General features: G+C 43.3%; 12 protein-coding genes, 3 tRNA genes and 1 other annotated feature. All 15 genes read right to left on the bottom strand.

All coding sequences use genetic code 11. The features are described 5' to 3' along the window. Nucleotides 1-46: 46 nt before the first annotated feature. Nucleotides 47-652 (bottom strand): RNA polymerase sporulation sigma factor SigH, encoded by a 606-nt coding sequence (sigH, locus tag NCY30_RS00585; RefSeq protein ID WP_250818390.1) that lies wholly within the window; start codon nt 650-652, stop codon nt 47-49. A gap of 69 nt (nt 653-721) precedes the next feature. Beyond that, nucleotides 722-1,486 carry a 23S rRNA (guanosine(2251)-2'-O)-methyltransferase RlmB gene (gene rlmB, locus NCY30_RS00580; protein ID WP_044920247.1) on the bottom strand — a complete coding sequence of 255 codons (765 nt, stop codon included), beginning with the start codon at nt 1,484-1,486 and terminating at the stop codon, nt 722-724. Between the two features lie 45 nt (nt 1,487-1,531). Then, nucleotides 1,532-1,975: a Mini-ribonuclease 3 gene (locus tag NCY30_RS00575; protein WP_006427964.1), complete on the bottom strand. Its 444-nt coding sequence runs from the start codon at nt 1,973-1,975 to the stop codon at nt 1,532-1,534. After that, on the bottom strand, nt 1,960-3,366 hold the full coding sequence (gene cysS, locus NCY30_RS00570) for a cysteine--tRNA ligase (protein ID WP_022416338.1): 1,407 nt from the start codon (nt 3,364-3,366) through the stop codon (nt 1,960-1,962). The genes NCY30_RS00575 and cysS overlap by 16 nt, the downstream gene beginning before the upstream one ends. Further along, nucleotides 3,353-4,066 carry a serine O-acetyltransferase EpsC gene (epsC, locus tag NCY30_RS00565; protein WP_022416337.1) on the bottom strand — a complete coding sequence of 238 codons (714 nt, stop codon included), beginning with the start codon at nt 4,064-4,066 and terminating at the stop codon, nt 3,353-3,355. The genes cysS and epsC overlap by 14 nt, the downstream gene beginning before the upstream one ends. A gap of 86 nt (nt 4,067-4,152) precedes the next feature. Then, nucleotides 4,153-4,398 (bottom strand) — a binding site (T-box leader). A 15-nt stretch (nt 4,399-4,413) separates the two neighbouring features. After that, entirely contained in the window at nt 4,414-6,444 is a 2,031-nt protein-coding gene (locus NCY30_RS00560; protein WP_431833744.1) for a sensor histidine kinase, read from the bottom strand. A gap of 49 nt (nt 6,445-6,493) precedes the next feature. Continuing rightward, on the bottom strand, nt 6,494-7,201 hold the full coding sequence (locus tag NCY30_RS00555; protein WP_044920248.1) for a response regulator transcription factor: 708 nt from the start codon (nt 7,199-7,201) through the stop codon (nt 6,494-6,496). A gap of 118 nt (nt 7,202-7,319) precedes the next feature. Further along, complete coding sequence (locus NCY30_RS00550; protein ID WP_250818388.1) at nt 7,320-8,324, bottom strand: GNAT family N-acetyltransferase; 1,005 nt, start codon at nt 8,322-8,324, stop codon at nt 7,320-7,322. Nucleotides 8,325-8,409: 85 nt separating this feature from the next. Then, entirely contained in the window at nt 8,410-8,961 is a 552-nt protein-coding gene (gene ispF / locus NCY30_RS00545) for a 2-C-methyl-D-erythritol 2,4-cyclodiphosphate synthase (protein ID WP_006427971.1), read from the bottom strand. A 41-nt stretch (nt 8,962-9,002) separates the two neighbouring features. After that, entirely contained in the window at nt 9,003-9,344 is a 342-nt protein-coding gene (locus NCY30_RS00540; protein ID WP_250818387.1) for a hypothetical protein, read from the bottom strand. A gap of 282 nt (nt 9,345-9,626) precedes the next feature. Next, nucleotides 9,627-9,700: transfer RNA gene (locus NCY30_RS00535), tRNA-Met, on the bottom strand. A gap of 8 nt (nt 9,701-9,708) precedes the next feature. Next, nucleotides 9,709-9,782: transfer RNA gene (locus tag NCY30_RS00530), tRNA-Met, on the bottom strand. A 21-nt stretch (nt 9,783-9,803) separates the two neighbouring features. Further along, nucleotides 9,804-9,876: transfer RNA gene (locus tag NCY30_RS00525), tRNA-Val, on the bottom strand. A gap of 438 nt (nt 9,877-10,314) precedes the next feature. Further along, nucleotides 10,315-11,649, bottom strand: a complete 1,335-nt coding sequence (gdhA, locus tag NCY30_RS00520) for an NADP-specific glutamate dehydrogenase (protein WP_006427973.1) — start codon at nt 11,647-11,649, stop codon at nt 10,315-10,317. Between the two features lie 390 nt (nt 11,650-12,039). Then, nucleotides 12,040-15,807, bottom strand: coding sequence for a phosphoribosylformylglycinamidine synthase (locus NCY30_RS00515; protein ID WP_250818386.1), 3,768 nt, complete (start codon nt 15,805-15,807; stop codon nt 12,040-12,042). Between the last annotated feature and the right edge of the window lie 123 nt (nt 15,808-15,930).

Below are 15,930 nucleotides of genomic sequence, written 5' to 3'. Positions count from 1 at the left end.
AAATATACACTTTTTTTCTTCTGGACATATCGTATTTTAATTATATCTATTTTTCCTTTTCCAGAATCCTCTGCATCTTCCCTTTGATCCTCTGAAGTGCATTATCAATCGTCTTCGGACTCCGGTTCAGAAGCTTTGCAATTGTCTTATAATCGGTCCCCATCAGGTGTAAATACAAGACTCTGCGTTCCAGTTCACTTAAATCCTTTTCCAGCCGTTCTTCCAGCGACTTTGCATGTTCCTGACTGACAAGCAGTTCTTCCGGATTTGTCTCATGTTCTGATTCCATCATATCGATCAGAGAACCTTCGCCATCTTCCCTTTCATACAAAGAAATGTAACTGTTAAGCGGGCTGTGTTTCTTTCTGTTCGAAGCTTCGATTGCCGAATAGAGCTGTCTCGTCACACACAGTCTTGCAAAACTGAAGAAAGAAGCTTCCTGATCCACATCATAATCCTGAACAGCTTTGAAAAGACCGATCATTCCTTCCTGGATCAGGTCGTCTGTCTCTCCGCCGAGCAGATACATTGCATTGGCTTCTTTTCTGACCAGATTCTTATATTTTTCCATCAGATAATCTATAATCCCGGTTTCTCCCATGCGGAGTCTGCGGATCAGTTCTTCGTCTGTTAATTTTTTATACTCTGTCATACTTTCCTCCGAAGTCCACATTTCACTCTATACTTATCTGCTTATGGCAATCGCCTGTACTTCACTTTCTTACTGCATCCGCTGTCTTACGATCTCATATGCCAGCACACCTGCTGCTACCGATGCATTCAGGGAATCGATGTCCCCCTTCATCGGGATTCTGGCGGTAAAATCGCAAGTGTCTTTGACCAGACGTCCCACGCCTTCGCCTTCATTACCGATTACCAGACCGATCGGCCCCTTCATATTGACATCATACATGACATCGCCGTCCATATCGGCACACACGAACCACAGACCCTTCTTCTTCAGATCTTCCATCGTCTTTACCAGATTCGTTACTTTTGCAACCGGCGTATAATTCAGCGCACCTGCGGAAGTTCTTGCCACAGTTGCCGTCAGTCCGACTGCACGTCTCTTCGGAATGATCACGCCATGTGCACCTGCCTGATTTGCGGTACGGATGATCGCACCAAGATTGTGCGGATCTTCGATATTATCCAAAATGATCAGGAACGGATCTTCCCCTTTTTCTTCTGCAAGCTTTAACATATCTTCTACTTCTGCATACTCATATGCGGCAACACTTGCGATCACACCCTGGTGTTTTCCGGTCTCTGACAACTGGTTTAAGCGATCCTTTTCCACAAAGTTCAGGATCGTGTCATGCTTTCTTGCCTCACGGATGATGGATCTGACTGCGCCGTCCTGACATCCGTCCAGTACATACAGCTTGTCTACCGGTTTTCCGGAACGAAATGCTTCCATGACGGCATTTCTTCCTTCTATGATATTTTCATTTTCTTTCTTATCATACGATTTTTTATCGTGCATCTTCTTATCATGTACATTCTTATCGTGACTCATATTCGACACTCCTTATTGTTCTTTGATACTGTCCAGACCTATTTTAACCAGTTCCAGCATTCTTTTCCACTCTTTTTTCAGATACAGATAACCAAGCAGGGCTTCGAATCCCGTCGCACGTCTGTAATCTGTGATCGACTGGTTCTTCGCCGGCGATACACTCTTGGCATTGCGGCCTCTTTTATAGATGGCATGCTCTTCTTCTGTCAGATGTTCCTGCATCGTACGCATCATTTTCGACTGTGCGGATGCCTGTACATAAGAGCTGGTCTTCTGGTGCAGTTTCTGTACCTGACGGTTTCCTTCATTGATCACCAGCGTTTTGATGATCAGATCATAAATGCAGTCTCCGATATATGCCAAAGTAAGAGGTGAATATTCTTTGATATCCACCTCTTTCATCTGGAAAATCTCCTGCATATAAGTGTCAAATTCCCACTCTACGCTCTTTTCCATTGTACTCCTTCTCTGGTATCCTTTAAGATGATACCCTTCTCTAACAGTTCATCACGGATTGCATCGGCTCTTGCAAAGTCTTTAGCCTTACGTGCTGCCTGACGCTCCTCGATCAGTTTCTCGATGTCTTCGTCCAGAATCTCTTCTTTCTTATCTACGATCAGTCCCAGAACTCCTGTTAACTTCACAAGCAGATCGAATAATTTCTGAAGATATTCTTTGGAACTTTCTGCATCGGTTGTTGTATTGATATATTTTACAAGGTCAAAGATTGCTGCAACGGCATCTGCTGTATTGAAGTCATCGTCCATTGCCTTTTCAAATCCTGCAACAAACTCTTCTGTTTTTGCAAAGTTTTCTGCTTCTGCATCTGTGATTGCTTCTGCTTTTGCATTTCCCATAAGGAACTTCAGATTATCTGCTGCATTTACGATACGCTCCAGACCATTCTTGGATGCTTCCATCAGATCTGCACTGAAATTCAGTGGGCTTCTGTAATGTGCACTCAGCATGAAGAAACGAAGTACCTGCAGATCGTACTGTTCGCTGATCTCACGTACGGTACGGAAGTTTCCGAGAGATTTACTCATCTTTCTGTTATCAATGTTCAGGAATGCATTGTGCATCCAGTATCTTGCAAATTCTTTGCCATTGGCAGCTTCGCTCTGTGCGATCTCATTTTCATGATGTGGGAATACAAGATCCTCGCCGCCGGCATGAATGTCGATCTGCTCGCCTAAGTATTTCTTAGACATCTCTGAGCACTCGATGTGCCATCCCGGACGTCCCTCGCTCCATGGAGACTCCCATGCTGGCTCTCCTTCTTTTTTCGGTTTCCAGAGCACGAAATCCAGTGGATCTTCTTTTTCATCTTCTCCTGATACCAGAAGGGAACGCTCACCGGAACGCAGATCATCCAGATTCTTGTGTGAAAGTTTACCGTAATCTTTGAACTTTCTTGTACTGTAATATACGGTACCGTTCTTCTCGTAAGCAAATCCTTTGTCAATCAGTGTCTGGATCATATCTACCATACCACAGATTTCTTCGGTTGCCAGAGGGTTCTTGGTTGCCGGCTTGATGTTCATACCATCCATATCTTTTTTGCACTCTGCAATGTAACGTTTGGAAATCTCGTCGGCTGTTACGCCTTCTTCAATGGCTTTCTTGATAATCTTGTCATCTACATCCGTAAAGTTTGATACGTAATTTACATCATATCCTTTATATTCAAAATATCTTCTTACAGTGTCGAATACGATCATCGGTCTTGCATTACCGATGTGGATGAAATTGTATACGGTAGGTCCGCATACATACATCTTTACCTTTCCTTCTTCCAAAGGTACAAATTCTTCTTTTTTCTTTGTCATTGTATTAAATATCTTCATTTTCTGATATTTCCTCCTTTTTTTCTTCCGGTATCGGATTCTCTTTTAAGCACTGCATACATTTTTCCATCTCCTGGATCTGTCTGTGCATTCTTAAATTATCTTCCTGCAGGGCTCTGATATCATTTTCAATTGGATCCGGCAGATGTACCTGATCCATGTCGAGTCTCGGTATCTTCTCATCATTCATTTTAACAACTCTGCCCGGCACACCTACGACCGTACAGTTCGGCGGTACCTCTTTTAATACGACAGATCCTGCCCCGATCTTGGAATTTTCTCCAATGGTAAAAGAACCAAGTACTTTTGCCCCTGCGCTGACCATGACATTATCTTCTAACGTCGGATGTCTCTTTCCCTGTTCCTTTCCGGTTCCTCCAAGTGTGACTCCCTGGTACAGCGTGATATTATCTCCAAGTTCTGCGGTCTCACCAATGATCACTCCGCTTCCGTGGTCGATGAATAATCCTTTTCCTATCGTCGCTCCCGGATGGATTTCAATCCCGGTCTTTCTTGCTGCCCGTTGCGATACCCATCTTGCAAGGAAATAATGTTTCTTCAGATAGAGCTTATGTGCGATTCTGTAATGAAGAATCGCTTTAAAGCTGGAATACAGAAACACTTCCATATTTGACTTAATTGCGGGATCCCGCTCCCGTATTACCTGGATTTCTTCATTGACATATGATATGATGCCCATCTATGATCTCTCCTTTTTATAAGTTTACCGCCCAACCTGCATGCTTTAACATACAAGAAACAAAAAAACTTCGTCTCCTGCTTTACACAAGAGACGAAGTATATCCGCGGTTCCACTCTTTTTAAAGAATACAGTTATATTACCCGTATCCTTCCCTCAGTACACGTAACGTGTGTAATCCCGGATCCGGCTATGACACTTTTCATCTTTTTCACCGGACCGACTCCCGGACGCACTTCACAAAAGCTGTAATCCAAAACTGCTTTCAGCCGGTGACAGTTTCTCTCTTTCGACACATCGCATCTGCTACTCTTTCCGTTCAAAGTCTTTCTCATATAGAATATATATTATGCGATATCATCCTTTTTGTCAACCAGTTTCCAGCGAATCTCCGCTTTAAAAAGATCCGCCTCCGTCTCGATCCAGAATTTTCCTTTCTGAATCTCCACGAAACTTTTGACGATTGCAAGTCCAAGTCCAGATCCTTCGGTATTTCTTGACGAATCCCCTCTGACAAAACGTTCCGTGATCTCCTCTGGGTTAAATGTAAGCTCGTTTGCCGATACATTTTTCATCTGGAACACCGCATCCCCGTCTTCTGCCGCAATTTTCACATATACCCTCGTATGAGGCATTGCGTATTTTGCTGCATTTCCAATCAGATTTTCAAAGATCCTGTATGTCTTCTGTCCGTCCAGTGCCACGATCACTTTATCCTCCGGAATATCCAGCCGGAAGTCCAGATTCGCTTCCGTGATCTTTTCTTCCATTTCCAGCTTCACCTGTTTGAACAGATTCACAATGTCAATGTTGGCAATGTTCAGATTCACGGATTTGCTGCTTGCTTTACTGATCTCAAACAAATCTTCAATCAATGCTTTCAGTCTGAGAGACTTTCTATCCAGCACATCGATATATTCCTTCTGTCTCTCCGGATCCTGTTCAATCTTCAGAAGATTCACATAGGTGATGATCGCCGTCAGCGGCGTCTTAAGGTCATGCGAGACATTCGTTACCAGTTCAGTCTTCATACGCTGGCTTTTTACTTCCTCATCTACCGCCTTCTTGAATCCGCTCTGGATCTTCTCGATTTCTTCTTTAAATGGCTCGAATACACCCAGATTCTCATCGATTTCTACATCCAGATTGCCATCTGCGATCTCATTTGTCGCTTCCAGAAGTCTGTGATAATTCCGTTTCACCTCATTAAAATATTTTTTTAAAACAAAGTACAGGATTGCAGAATAAATGATCAGTGCCATAATTCCATATACCCAGACACTCGTCACAGCAAGGATGATAAAGTTCACCAGTACGATCCGCAGGATTGCCTTACTTCCTTTATCGGTAAAATCAATGTCTGTAACAATCTCATATACTCTGTTGGCCAGTTTTTTCACCTTCCGGTACAGTCTCCCACCGTCCCGTCCGACTCTTTCTGCGGCCGCCGGAGCTTCTTCCCTCAGCGCCTTCCACAGCCGCCATACCAGCGTCCGTTCCGTGACATACTTTCTGAGCCCAATCTTCTGAACCGCACTGATACACGTTGTCACCCAGTATGTGACCGCAAATACACCGACCCAGATTGCAAAATCCATTGGCTGCGGCAAGCCTTCTTCTCTGGTTATGATCCAATTCAGTTTATCATCCAGAATCCCAAGAGTAATTGACGCAACAACAAAAACAACCTCGAATGGCTGCCGGAAGATCTTTCCGTCACCAATTTTCAGTGTCTCGCTCTGTGCAAAAATCCATGCCGCCACGCATACTGCTGCCATGCAGGCAAGCATCATATACCATGCATCATTCGGAGCTTCATCCCCGAACCAGTACCATTGATTCAGATACTGTTCAATGCTGCTTTTCTTCATTCCGTAGATGTATGTGCGGTTTTTCGGCGTCTTCAGTTCTCCATGCGTAGCGTCCTCAACCGTCTCGCTCCAGTTGTCAATGATCTTTCTGAGAACAATACTCTGCGCTGTCTTTTCGCCGCTCTTTACAACTTTCACATCCGGGTTGCCATGCTCATCGTAAGTCAGCACCATACCAAATGCATATTCTTTAAAGCTGTCATCTGTCAGACCATTTCCGGTATTCGCCGTACTTCGTCCCAGAACCGTTCCCGATCCATCCTCGATCCGGTAATCCAGATAAGGATATAATGCTTCATAATCCTCCATCCACACATCTGCCACATCATTGATCTCATCCTGTGACATCTTGGCTTCTCCTGTCTTGGATGATATCTCCTGATTATAAAGGATATAACTGAATTCCAGAAAGCTTTCCAGATATTCCCTGTCCGAAAGCGACGTCGTATAAGTCTTCTGTGCTTCCTCGACCGCTTTTTCATAAATCACATCATAATTATACAGCATGACATATGCTGCACTTAATATTGTTACAATTATCAGAAAAATTCCCAGTTTACGCCTGCTTTTCAATTTTGTATCCAACGCCCCACACCACCTTTAAGTATTTTGGTTCTCTTGGATTTACTTCTATCTTTTCACGGATATTTCTGACGTGCACCATAATCGTATCGGTGTTGATCGCACGTTCATTCCATACCCGCTCATAGATCTCCTCCGCAGAGAACACCCGTCCCGGATTCTTCATCAGAAGCAGCAGGATCTTGTACTCGATCGGAGTCATCTTTACCGGTTCGCCGTCAACGGTCACTTCTACATTATCCTCATTGATCTCCAGTCCGCCGATCGTATGGATTCTGGAATTTTCTTCTTTATCTCCCAGCCTTTCCATAAAACGGCGGTATCTGCGAAGCTGTGAGTTGACTCTGGCGAGCAGTTCCATCGGGGTAAATGGTTTCGTTACGTAATCATCGGCTCCCATATTCAGTCCCATGATCTTATCCACTTCTTCTGATTTTGCGGAAAGAAAGATCACCGGGAAATCATATTTTTCCCTGAGCTTTACCACCATAGAGATTCCGTCCATCCTCGGCATCATGATGTCCACAATTGCCAGATGGATGTCTTCTTTTTCAATGACTTCCAGTCCTTCTACACCGTCAGCTGCCTGGAATACTTCATACCCCTGACTTTTCAGATATATCTCTACACCTTCTCTGATCTCCTTGTCGTCTTCTACAACCAGTACATGATTCATCTCCATCTTATTTTTCATCCTTTTTCCTAATTCCAGCTGTTTCCTCTGTTGTTATTATATTACCCGGCATTTCTTAAGGGGGACTTCAGAAAATTCTAAAGAAAAACGAAAGACACTTCCTTTTTTACACTGTCTCGTTCAGATAAACCCTTGACAATGGTATGATCTTACCAAGTTCTTCTTTCATACGTTCCGACATGACTGCATCACCATCCGCACAGATTTCTTCTGCAGTCTTTACACCGAATACAAGGCTTGCAAGTGCTCCCACTGTGATCGTTCCTTCACTGTTCTCCGGCTTTCCATCCATCAGCATCACACCCGAGAATTCTGTTCCCGTGATCATCACACAACGATTGTTCTCTTCGATAATTGGATCCGTTACAGTAAAGCATGTACCCATAAATGATTGCAGGCGCAATGACATCAGCATTCTTCTGACATCTACGATACGGATCATGATCTTTGGTTTGCCGCCGTCTACCTCTTCCGCTTCTGCCGCGATCTTGATATCTGTAATTTTACCGTCTTTTTTGTAAATCTTTAATATTCCGCCATCACTTGCATATTCCTTGATCAGGCGTTCATAATACGCTGTGCTTCGTTTTGCATAAACCTGATATGACTGTGTCAGTTGTGCTTCCATATAAGCCGCCATCTCTTCTGCATCCGCATTCACTGCATCCGTTATGACCACGCCTTCTTCTGTTTCCTCCTCCGGATCATAATATGACCGGTTCTGTTCACATACCGTTCGGAAATCAAAGGGCAGATAAATGCTCTCTGATGCAGGCATCAGGAATGTAAACGTCTCTCCGTCTGCGTACATATCATTCAATGCCTGTTTCAACAATCCTGCCATATATCCACGTTTCCTGTAAGATTCTCTCGTTGCAACGGCGACGATATAATTCACATCTTTTTTACTGCCGTTCACCGCGAGTTCATATGGATTCAGATGCAGCATGGCCTGTATTTCTCCGTCCTCTTCTACTGCATAAATCTGATTGTCTTTTAGTTTTTCTTCATAATAATAATCAACAAAACTTTTGCTGTCTTCTGAAAACACTTCTTCATACAGCTTTTTCGTATTCTGTTTTTCTTCTGTTCCCAGCTTTCTTATCTCCATTTTGTTTTTCCCTTTTTCTCTTATTTTTCTATCTGCTTCTGTGCATTTGCTGTCTATCCGCCTGCTTTTATCATTTTTGCGTTATCTAACTTTCCTGCACTTTCATACATCCGCCACAGCCGGCACATCCACCTTCTGAAGGTCCGACTCTGTAACTGTAATTAGCGATCGTATCCAGACTTGCAATTGCCTGTGAAGAAATCCCTTCTCCCGTTCCAGTAAAACCAAGTCCTTCTTCTGTCGTTGCCTTGATATTCACCTGATCCACCTCGATATGCAGTGCCTCTGCCACATTTTTCCGCATCTGTTCAATGTGCGGCGCCATCTTCGGCCGCTGTGCAATGATCGTTGCATCGATATTACCGATCACATATAATTTCTCGTCGATCATTCTTCCCACTTCTTCCAAAAGCCTGATACTGGACGCACCTTTGTACGCCGGATCTGTATCCGGAAAATGCTTTCCTATATCACCAAGCGCTGCAGCCCCCAAAAGCGCATCCATGATTGCATGTAATAATACATCTGCATCCGAATGACCAAGAAGTCCCTTCTCGTAAGGGATCTTCACCCCACCAAGGATCAGATCTCTTCCTTCTACTAACTTGTGTACATCATATCCCATACCTACGCGCATATATTCTCCTCCTTATTTTTGTTTATCTTTTTGTTAATCTTTTATCTCACTAGTTTGTCATTTTCTGGCGTAGCGCTTTCTTCTGTTTCTTCCATCGGTTCTTCTGATTCATTTTCTTCTGTTGCTTTTACTTCTTCCGTCTCATTCTCAGATTCATTCATACGGCCCCTAATGCTGTCGTCCCGGTATTCCTTTTTCACCATCTTGATTCCGGATCCTACCAGCCAGTAAAGACCAATCAATGCGAATATTACGCCTGCCGCTATATAAAGTATATAATTCTCCGGTCTATCCGCAAGTGAACTGTTGATCAGCTTTTCTCCTAAATATATTACATATGCACCCGCAACAATGCGAATGAATAAACTACTCTTTGGTACCATCTTCGTTAACCTCCTGTTCTTACCATATCTGTAGAATCCGCCAAAGCATCCGCAATGAACTGGCAGTGACAGTTCCTGCAGGCAGCAGTTTCTTTCGAACGCATGGCGATGTAAAATATTATAAACGATTTTACTTTTCTTGTATACTTTGTTAGGTAAATTGGGCATAAAAAAAGAACCGGATTCTTTTCCGACTCTCTTGCTGTGTATACCAATATACTTAGAACCTGCCACCTCCGAAAGCTGTCACTGGCAACTTTTACAGATGTATGGCAAAAAAAATAGCGGGAACTGGATTTGAACCAGCGACACCACGGGTATGAACCGTGTGCTCTAGCCAACTGAGCTATCCCGCCATAATGAGTAGCGGGAACTGGATTTGAACCAGCGACACCACGGGTATGAACCGTGTGCTCTAGCCAACTGAGCTATCCCGCCACAATCAATTTAGAAAATGTATGGGACCAATAGGGCTCGAACCTATGACCCTCTGCTTGTAAGGCAGATGCTCTCCCAGCTGAGCTATGATCCCATATATTTTGTCGTCTCTCTCGAACCGACTTCGTTAGTATAGCATTGGTTTCGTGGAAAGTCAACACCTTTTTTCAAATTTTTTAAATAATTTCTACAATTGATATTTAATTTATTAACTGGGTTGACCTCTCGGTCCTTGAAGAACGCAGTATAAGGCACTTAATTCTTCAGGCATCCGATACCCACGGAATAAAAGTCGGGTATCCTTTCCAGTGAATGTGGAGAAGGTGTTGGTAATACTTAAGGGGCAAAATTCTGCGTTAGGTATTCAAAATTTGACTGTTTGAGGCGTATGCCGAGTTTCAAATTTTGAATGCCTGCTTTTAGCAGAATTTTGCCCCTTTAGTATTACCCGCCGACGGAACCTGAACAGGAAAGGATTCCTAACTTTTATTCCGGTCCGAGTAGCCGTCGCCTGATAAATTAAATACCAATTCTATACGATTCCCTGAGCTGTCATAGCATCTACAACTTTTTCAAATCCTGCAATGTTAGCTCCGGCAACATAGTTACCTTCCATTCCGTAACGTTTTGCAGCATCGTCCATGTTGTGGCAGATGTTTACCATGATGTTCTTCAGTTTTGCATCTACTTCTTCAAATGTCCAGCTAAGTCTCTCGCTGTTCTGTGACATTTCAAGTGCAGATGTAGCAACACCACCAGCGTTTGCAGCTTTACCAGGTGCAAAGATCACACCATTCTCCTGCAGATACTGTGTTGCTTCTAATGTAGTAGGCATGTTAGCACCTTCGCATACAGCTACGCATCCGTTAGCAACTAACTGTTTTGCATCTTCAAGGTGAAGTTCGTTCTGTGTAGCACATGGAAGAGCAAGGTCAACCTTAACAGACCATACACCGCGTCCTTCATGATATTCTGAATTAGGACGGTAGTTCTTGTACTCTGTCAGTCTTGCACGTTTTACTTCTTTGATTTCTTTTAATGCTGCAACGTCGATTCCGTCCGGATCATATACCCATCCTGTAGAATCACTTGCTGTTACAACTTTAGCTCCAAGCTGCTGAGCTTTCTGGATTGCATAGATTGCAACGTTACCAGCTCCGGAAACTGCAACTGTCATTCCCTTGATGTCTTTTCCGTTGATCTTTAATAATTCTTCTGTTAAATAGAGAAGTCCATATCCTGTAGCTTCTGTTCTTGCTAAAGATCCGCCGTAGCTTAATCCTTTTCCTGTCAGAACACCTTCATACAGGCCTCTGATTCTCTTGTACTGACCGAACATGTAACCAATCTCTCTTGCACCTGTTCCGATGTCTCCTGCAGGAACATCTGTGTCAGCTCCGATATATTTGCAAAGTTCTGTCATAAAGCTCTGGCAGAATGCCATTACTTCTCTGTCTGATTTTCCCTTAGGATCGAAGTCAGAACCACCTTTACCTCCGCCGATTGGAAGTCCTGTCAGTGAGTTCTTGAAGATCTGCTCAAATCCAAGGAATTTGATGATACCAAGGTTTACAGATGGGTGCAGACGTAATCCTCCTTTGTATGGTCCGATTGCGCTGTTAAACTGTACACGGTATCCTGTATTAACCTGAACCTGTCCTTTATCGTCTACCCATGGAACACGGAATTTGATCTGTCTTTCAGGTTCAACAAGTCTTTCAAGAAGAGCGTCTTTTCTGAATTTCTCCTCGTTAGCCTCTACAACAACTCTTAATGACTCTAATACCTCTTTTACTGCCTGGTGGAATTCTGGCTCTGCAGGATTCTTAGCTACTACTTTCTCCAGTACTTCATCAACATATGACATAGCTTTCTACCTCCTAAAATAATATACGTATCCTTTTCAAAAGCGTCCCTGTCCAACAATTTGTCCAAATGCTGCGATCCAGCCGCCGGCTGTTTTTTCTACACGCTTTGGAATAAAAAAGCAGATGACTTACGCCATCTGTTTTTCTCTGACGCCTTTGTCCTTTACTATTGTAAAGCAAACAAGTGTATCTGGCAAGATTTTTTTTACAGTTTTTATTATTTTTTGCAACTTTTTACAAAACCCTTGCAGATTTTGCAAGGGTTTTGTGCTTTTTCTCATGTTTTATTCATTTTTATGAAACAGATTGTGCTCTAAATTGCATTTATTATAACACAAGGATGCCAATTTTCATCTCATTACCGGAAGTCTCAGACACCTGAACATTCATTATTTGAAGTATTTTACTCCTGATTCGAAGATCTTCATATCCTGTTCTCCGTAAATGTTCATTGCCACACTTCTGTTTCTTCTTTCTGAATGCGCCATCTTACCAAGTACACGTCCGTCCGGGCTTGTAATACCTTCGATCGCACAGTAAGAACCGTTGACATTCCATTCTTCGTTCATTGTGATATTTCCTTCCGGATCACAGTACTGTGTTGCAACCTGGCCATTTGCGAATAACTTGTCCAGCCATTCTTTATTTGCAACAAATCTTCCTTCACCATGAGATGCAGGGTTGGTGTATACTCCGCCAAGTTCTGCTTCTCTGAGCCATGGAGATTTGTTCGTTACTACTTTTGTATAGACCATCTTGGAGATATGGCGGCCGATCGTGTTGTATGTAAGTGTCGGTGAATCCGGCTGCTGTCCTGTAATCTCTCCGTTTGGTACCAGACCAAGCTTGATCAGAGCCTGGAATCCGTTACAGATACCAAGTGCCAGTCCGTCACGCTCATTCAATAATTTTTCTACCGCTTCTTTCATCTTCGCATTCTTAAATGCTGTTGCGAAGAATTTTGCTGATCCGTCCGGTTCGTCACCTGCACTGAATCCACCTGGGAACATGATGATCTGTGACTGTTCGATCGCTTTTTCAAATACTTCTACAGAATCAACGATATCAGATGCACTCATATTTCTGAATACTTTTGTGATCACCTTTGCTCCTGCTCTTTCGAATGCTTTCGCACTGTCATATTCACAGTTTGTTCCAGGCATTACCGGGATAAATACGGTCGGCTGAGCGATCTTGTGGTCACAGATATAAATATCAGATGTATCATATAATCCTGTCTCCACCTTCGCATCCTGTCCTTCCGCTCCGGAATTGGTCGGGAATACTTTTTCCAGTGTTTCTTCCCATGCAGATACTGCTTCGTCTAACGCAATCTTCACATCGTTATATTCAATAGCTGCGCTGTCTGTTACTTCACCAATTACAGTATAAGTAATTCCAAGTTCAGATACCTTATCAGCCGGTACTTCTGCGATGATATCTCCGAATGCCGGTGCAAATAAGTCTCTTGCGTCTACATCGTGCTCGATCTTCACACCCATGCCGTTACCGAATGCCATCTTGCTGACTGCTGCCGCAATACCATGTCTGTCCAGTGCATAAGCTGCTACGATCTTACCGCTGTGGATATCTTCTGTAAATTTACCGTACTGATCCATAACTTTCTCGTATACAGGAATGTCGTAATTATCTGTCTCAATACGAAGCCATACCAGTTTATCTCCGGCTTTCTTAAGTTCCGGTGTGATAATGTCTTTCTCTTTTGCAATGTCTACTGCGAAAGATACCAGTGTCGGTGGTACATCGATGTCTTCGAATGTTCCTGACATACTGTCCTTTCCACCGATGGATGGAAGTCCGTATCCAAGCTGTGCACTGTAAGCTCCGAGAAGAGCTGCGAACGGCTGACTCCATCTGTGTGGATCTTCTGTCATACGACGGAAATATTCCTGGAATGTGAAACGGATCTTGCTGTAATCGCCACCTGCTGCAACGATCTTTGCGATAGACTCTGTCACTGCATAGATTGCTCCGTGATATGGGCTCCATGTTGACAGATATGGATCAAATCCGTAACTCATCATACTTACGGTATCGCAGTCTCCTGTTAATACCGGAAGCTTGGCAACCATTGCCTGCGTCTCTGTCTTCTGATATTTTCCACCATGCGGCATGAATACAGAAGCTGCTCCGATGGATCCGTCGAACATTTCTACCAGACCTTTCTGTGAGCATACATTCAGGTCTTTTAACATATCAAGCCATTTTTCTCTTACGTCTTTTACTTCTTCTCTTACGAGGATGCTGTCTTTTCTGTTCGGGATATCAACCGCTACGGTTGTCTCCTGGTGTGCTCCGTTGGTATCAAGGAATGCACGTGAAAGATTTACGATCTCTTTTCCTCTCCATGAAAGGACCAGTCTTGGATCTTCTGTTACGACAGCCACCTTTGTTGCTTCCAGGTTCTCTTCGGATGCATATTTCATAAATTCATCTACATCTTTTGGATCTACAACAACTGCCATACGTTCCTGTGATTCAGAGATTGCAATCTCTGTTCCGTCAAGGCCGGCATATTTCTTAGGTACTTTATCAAGGTCGATCTGAAGTCCGTCTGCAAGTTCTCCGATAGCAACAGATACTCCGCCTGCTCCGAAGTCGTTACATTTTTTGATCAGCTTGCTGACTTCTTCTCTTCTGAATAATCTCTGGATCTTTCTTTCTGTAGGTGCATTACCTTTCTGTACTTCTGCTCCACAGGTCTCGATAGACTCTTCTGTATGTACTTTGGAAGATCCGGTTGCTCCACCGCATCCGTCACGTCCGGTACGTCCGCCGAGAAGGATAATGATATCTCCAGGATCTGAAGTTTCTCTGATGACTGCACGTCTTGGTGCTGCCCCGAGTACTGCTCCGATCTCCATACGTTTTGCAACATAATTCGGATGATAGACTTCTTTTACTGCTCCGGTTGCCAGTCCAATCTGGTTACCATAAGAGCTGTATCCGTGTGCTGCTTCTCTAACCAGTTTCTTCTGTGGAAGCTTTCCTTTTAATGTATCTTTTACAGATACGGTTGGATCAGCGGCTCCTGTAACACGCATTGCCTGGTATACATATGTACGTCCTGACAGTGGGTCACGGATGGCTCCTCCGAGGCAGGTAGCAGCTCCACCAAATGGCTCGATCTCTGTCGGATGGTTATGTGTCTCGTTCTTGAAGTTCACAAGCCACTCTTCTTCCACACCGTCTACTTCGATCGGCACAACGATACTGCATGCATTGATCTCATCGGATTCTTCCTGATCCTGTAATTTTCCTTCACGTTTTAATTTTCTCATTGCCATCAGTGCAAGATCCATCAGGCAGACAAATTTGTCTTCTCTTCCTTTGAAGATCTCGCTGTGATCAGCGATGTACTGTTTGTAAGTCTCTTCCATCGGCTCTCTGTAATCGCCGTCGCCGAATGAAACGTCTGTAAGTTCTGTCGAGAATGTTGTATGACGGCAGTGATCTGACCAGTATGTATCCAGAACGCGGATCTCTGTCATGGAAGGATCTCTGTCTTCTTCTGATTTAAAATAATTCTGGATATGCTGGAAGTCCTTAAATGTCATGGCAAGTCCGAGAGAATCATATAATTCTTTTAACTTCCTTTCTTCCATATCTTTGAATCCGTCAAAGATTTTTACATCTGCCGGCTCATCAAATACGGTAACTAATGTCTCCGGCTTTTCGCCCTGTGCTTCTCTGGAATCTACAGGGTTGATGCAGTGTTCTTTGATTGCTTCAAATTCTTCATCTGATAAGCTGCCTTCTCCTCCATGGATCACATAAGTTGTCGCGGTACGGATGACCGGCTGCTCGTCTTCTTTGATGAACTGAATACACTGAACAGCGGAATCCGCTCTCTGGTCAAACTGTCCCGGAAGAAATTCTACAGAAAAGATTCTGCTTCCTTCTTCTGCCGGAAATTCTTCTTTATATAATGTATCTACAGGTGGTTCAGAAAAGATGCCATTACATGCTTTCTCAAATGTCTCATCGGATACATTTTCCACATCGTAGCGAATCAGTACACGAACACTGTCCACGTCTTTGATTCCAAGATAGCTGCGGATCTCAGTCTTAAGCTCCTTGGCCTGTACATCAAATCCTGATTTTTTCTCCACGTACACTCTTTTTACATTGCTCATAAGTAATCCTCCATAAATGAATTTTTACACATTTTCTATTGTTAGTATAACACAACAATCATTATTTAATACAATTAATATATCTAAACACTTTTATAATCTGTACTTATTAATCCTTTATCA

The sequence above is a fragment of the Dorea sp. MB18-49 genome, from assembly GCF_023669465.1.
Lineage (GTDB): Bacteria > Bacillota > Clostridia > Lachnospirales > Lachnospiraceae > Dorea_A > Dorea_A longicatena.
Note: the sequence above shows the minus strand (reverse complement) of the source record. Positions and strands in the feature narration are given on the sequence as shown.

What these genes read in the sequence shown, in the direction of transcription:
- sigH (WP_250818390.1), bottom strand. Translation starts at nt 652, where the DNA reads ATGACAGAGTATAAAAAATTAACAGACGAAGAACTGATCCGCAGACTC.
- rlmB (WP_044920247.1), bottom strand. Translation starts at nt 1,486, where the DNA reads ATGCACGATAAAAAATCGTATGATAAGAAAGAAAATGAAAATATCATA.
- NCY30_RS00575 (WP_006427964.1), bottom strand. Translation starts at nt 1,975, where the DNA reads ATGGAAAAGAGCGTAGAGTGGGAATTTGACACTTATATGCAGGAGATT.
- cysS (WP_022416338.1), bottom strand. Translation starts at nt 3,366, where the DNA reads ATGAAGATATTTAATACAATGACAAAGAAAAAAGAAGAATTTGTACCT.
- epsC (WP_022416337.1), bottom strand. Translation starts at nt 4,066, where the DNA reads ATGGGCATCATATCATATGTCAATGAAGAAATCCAGGTAATACGGGAG.
- NCY30_RS00560 (WP_431833744.1), bottom strand. Translation starts at nt 6,444, where the DNA reads ATGCTGTATAATTATGATGTGATTTATGAAAAAGCGGTCGAGGAAGCA.
- NCY30_RS00555 (WP_044920248.1), bottom strand. Translation starts at nt 7,201, where the DNA reads ATGGAGATGAATCATGTACTGGTTGTAGAAGACGACAAGGAGATCAGA.
- NCY30_RS00550 (WP_250818388.1), bottom strand. Translation starts at nt 8,324, where the DNA reads ATGGAGATAAGAAAGCTGGGAACAGAAGAAAAACAGAATACGAAAAAG.
- ispF (WP_006427971.1), bottom strand. Translation starts at nt 8,961, where the DNA reads ATGCGCGTAGGTATGGGATATGATGTACACAAGTTAGTAGAAGGAAGA.
- NCY30_RS00540 (WP_250818387.1), bottom strand. Translation starts at nt 9,344, where the DNA reads ATGGTACCAAAGAGTAGTTTATTCATTCGCATTGTTGCGGGTGCATAT.
- gdhA (WP_006427973.1), bottom strand. Translation starts at nt 11,649, where the DNA reads ATGTCATATGTTGATGAAGTACTGGAGAAAGTAGTAGCTAAGAATCCT.
- NCY30_RS00515 (WP_250818386.1), bottom strand. Translation starts at nt 15,807, where the DNA reads ATGAGCAATGTAAAAAGAGTGTACGTGGAGAAAAAATCAGGATTTGAT.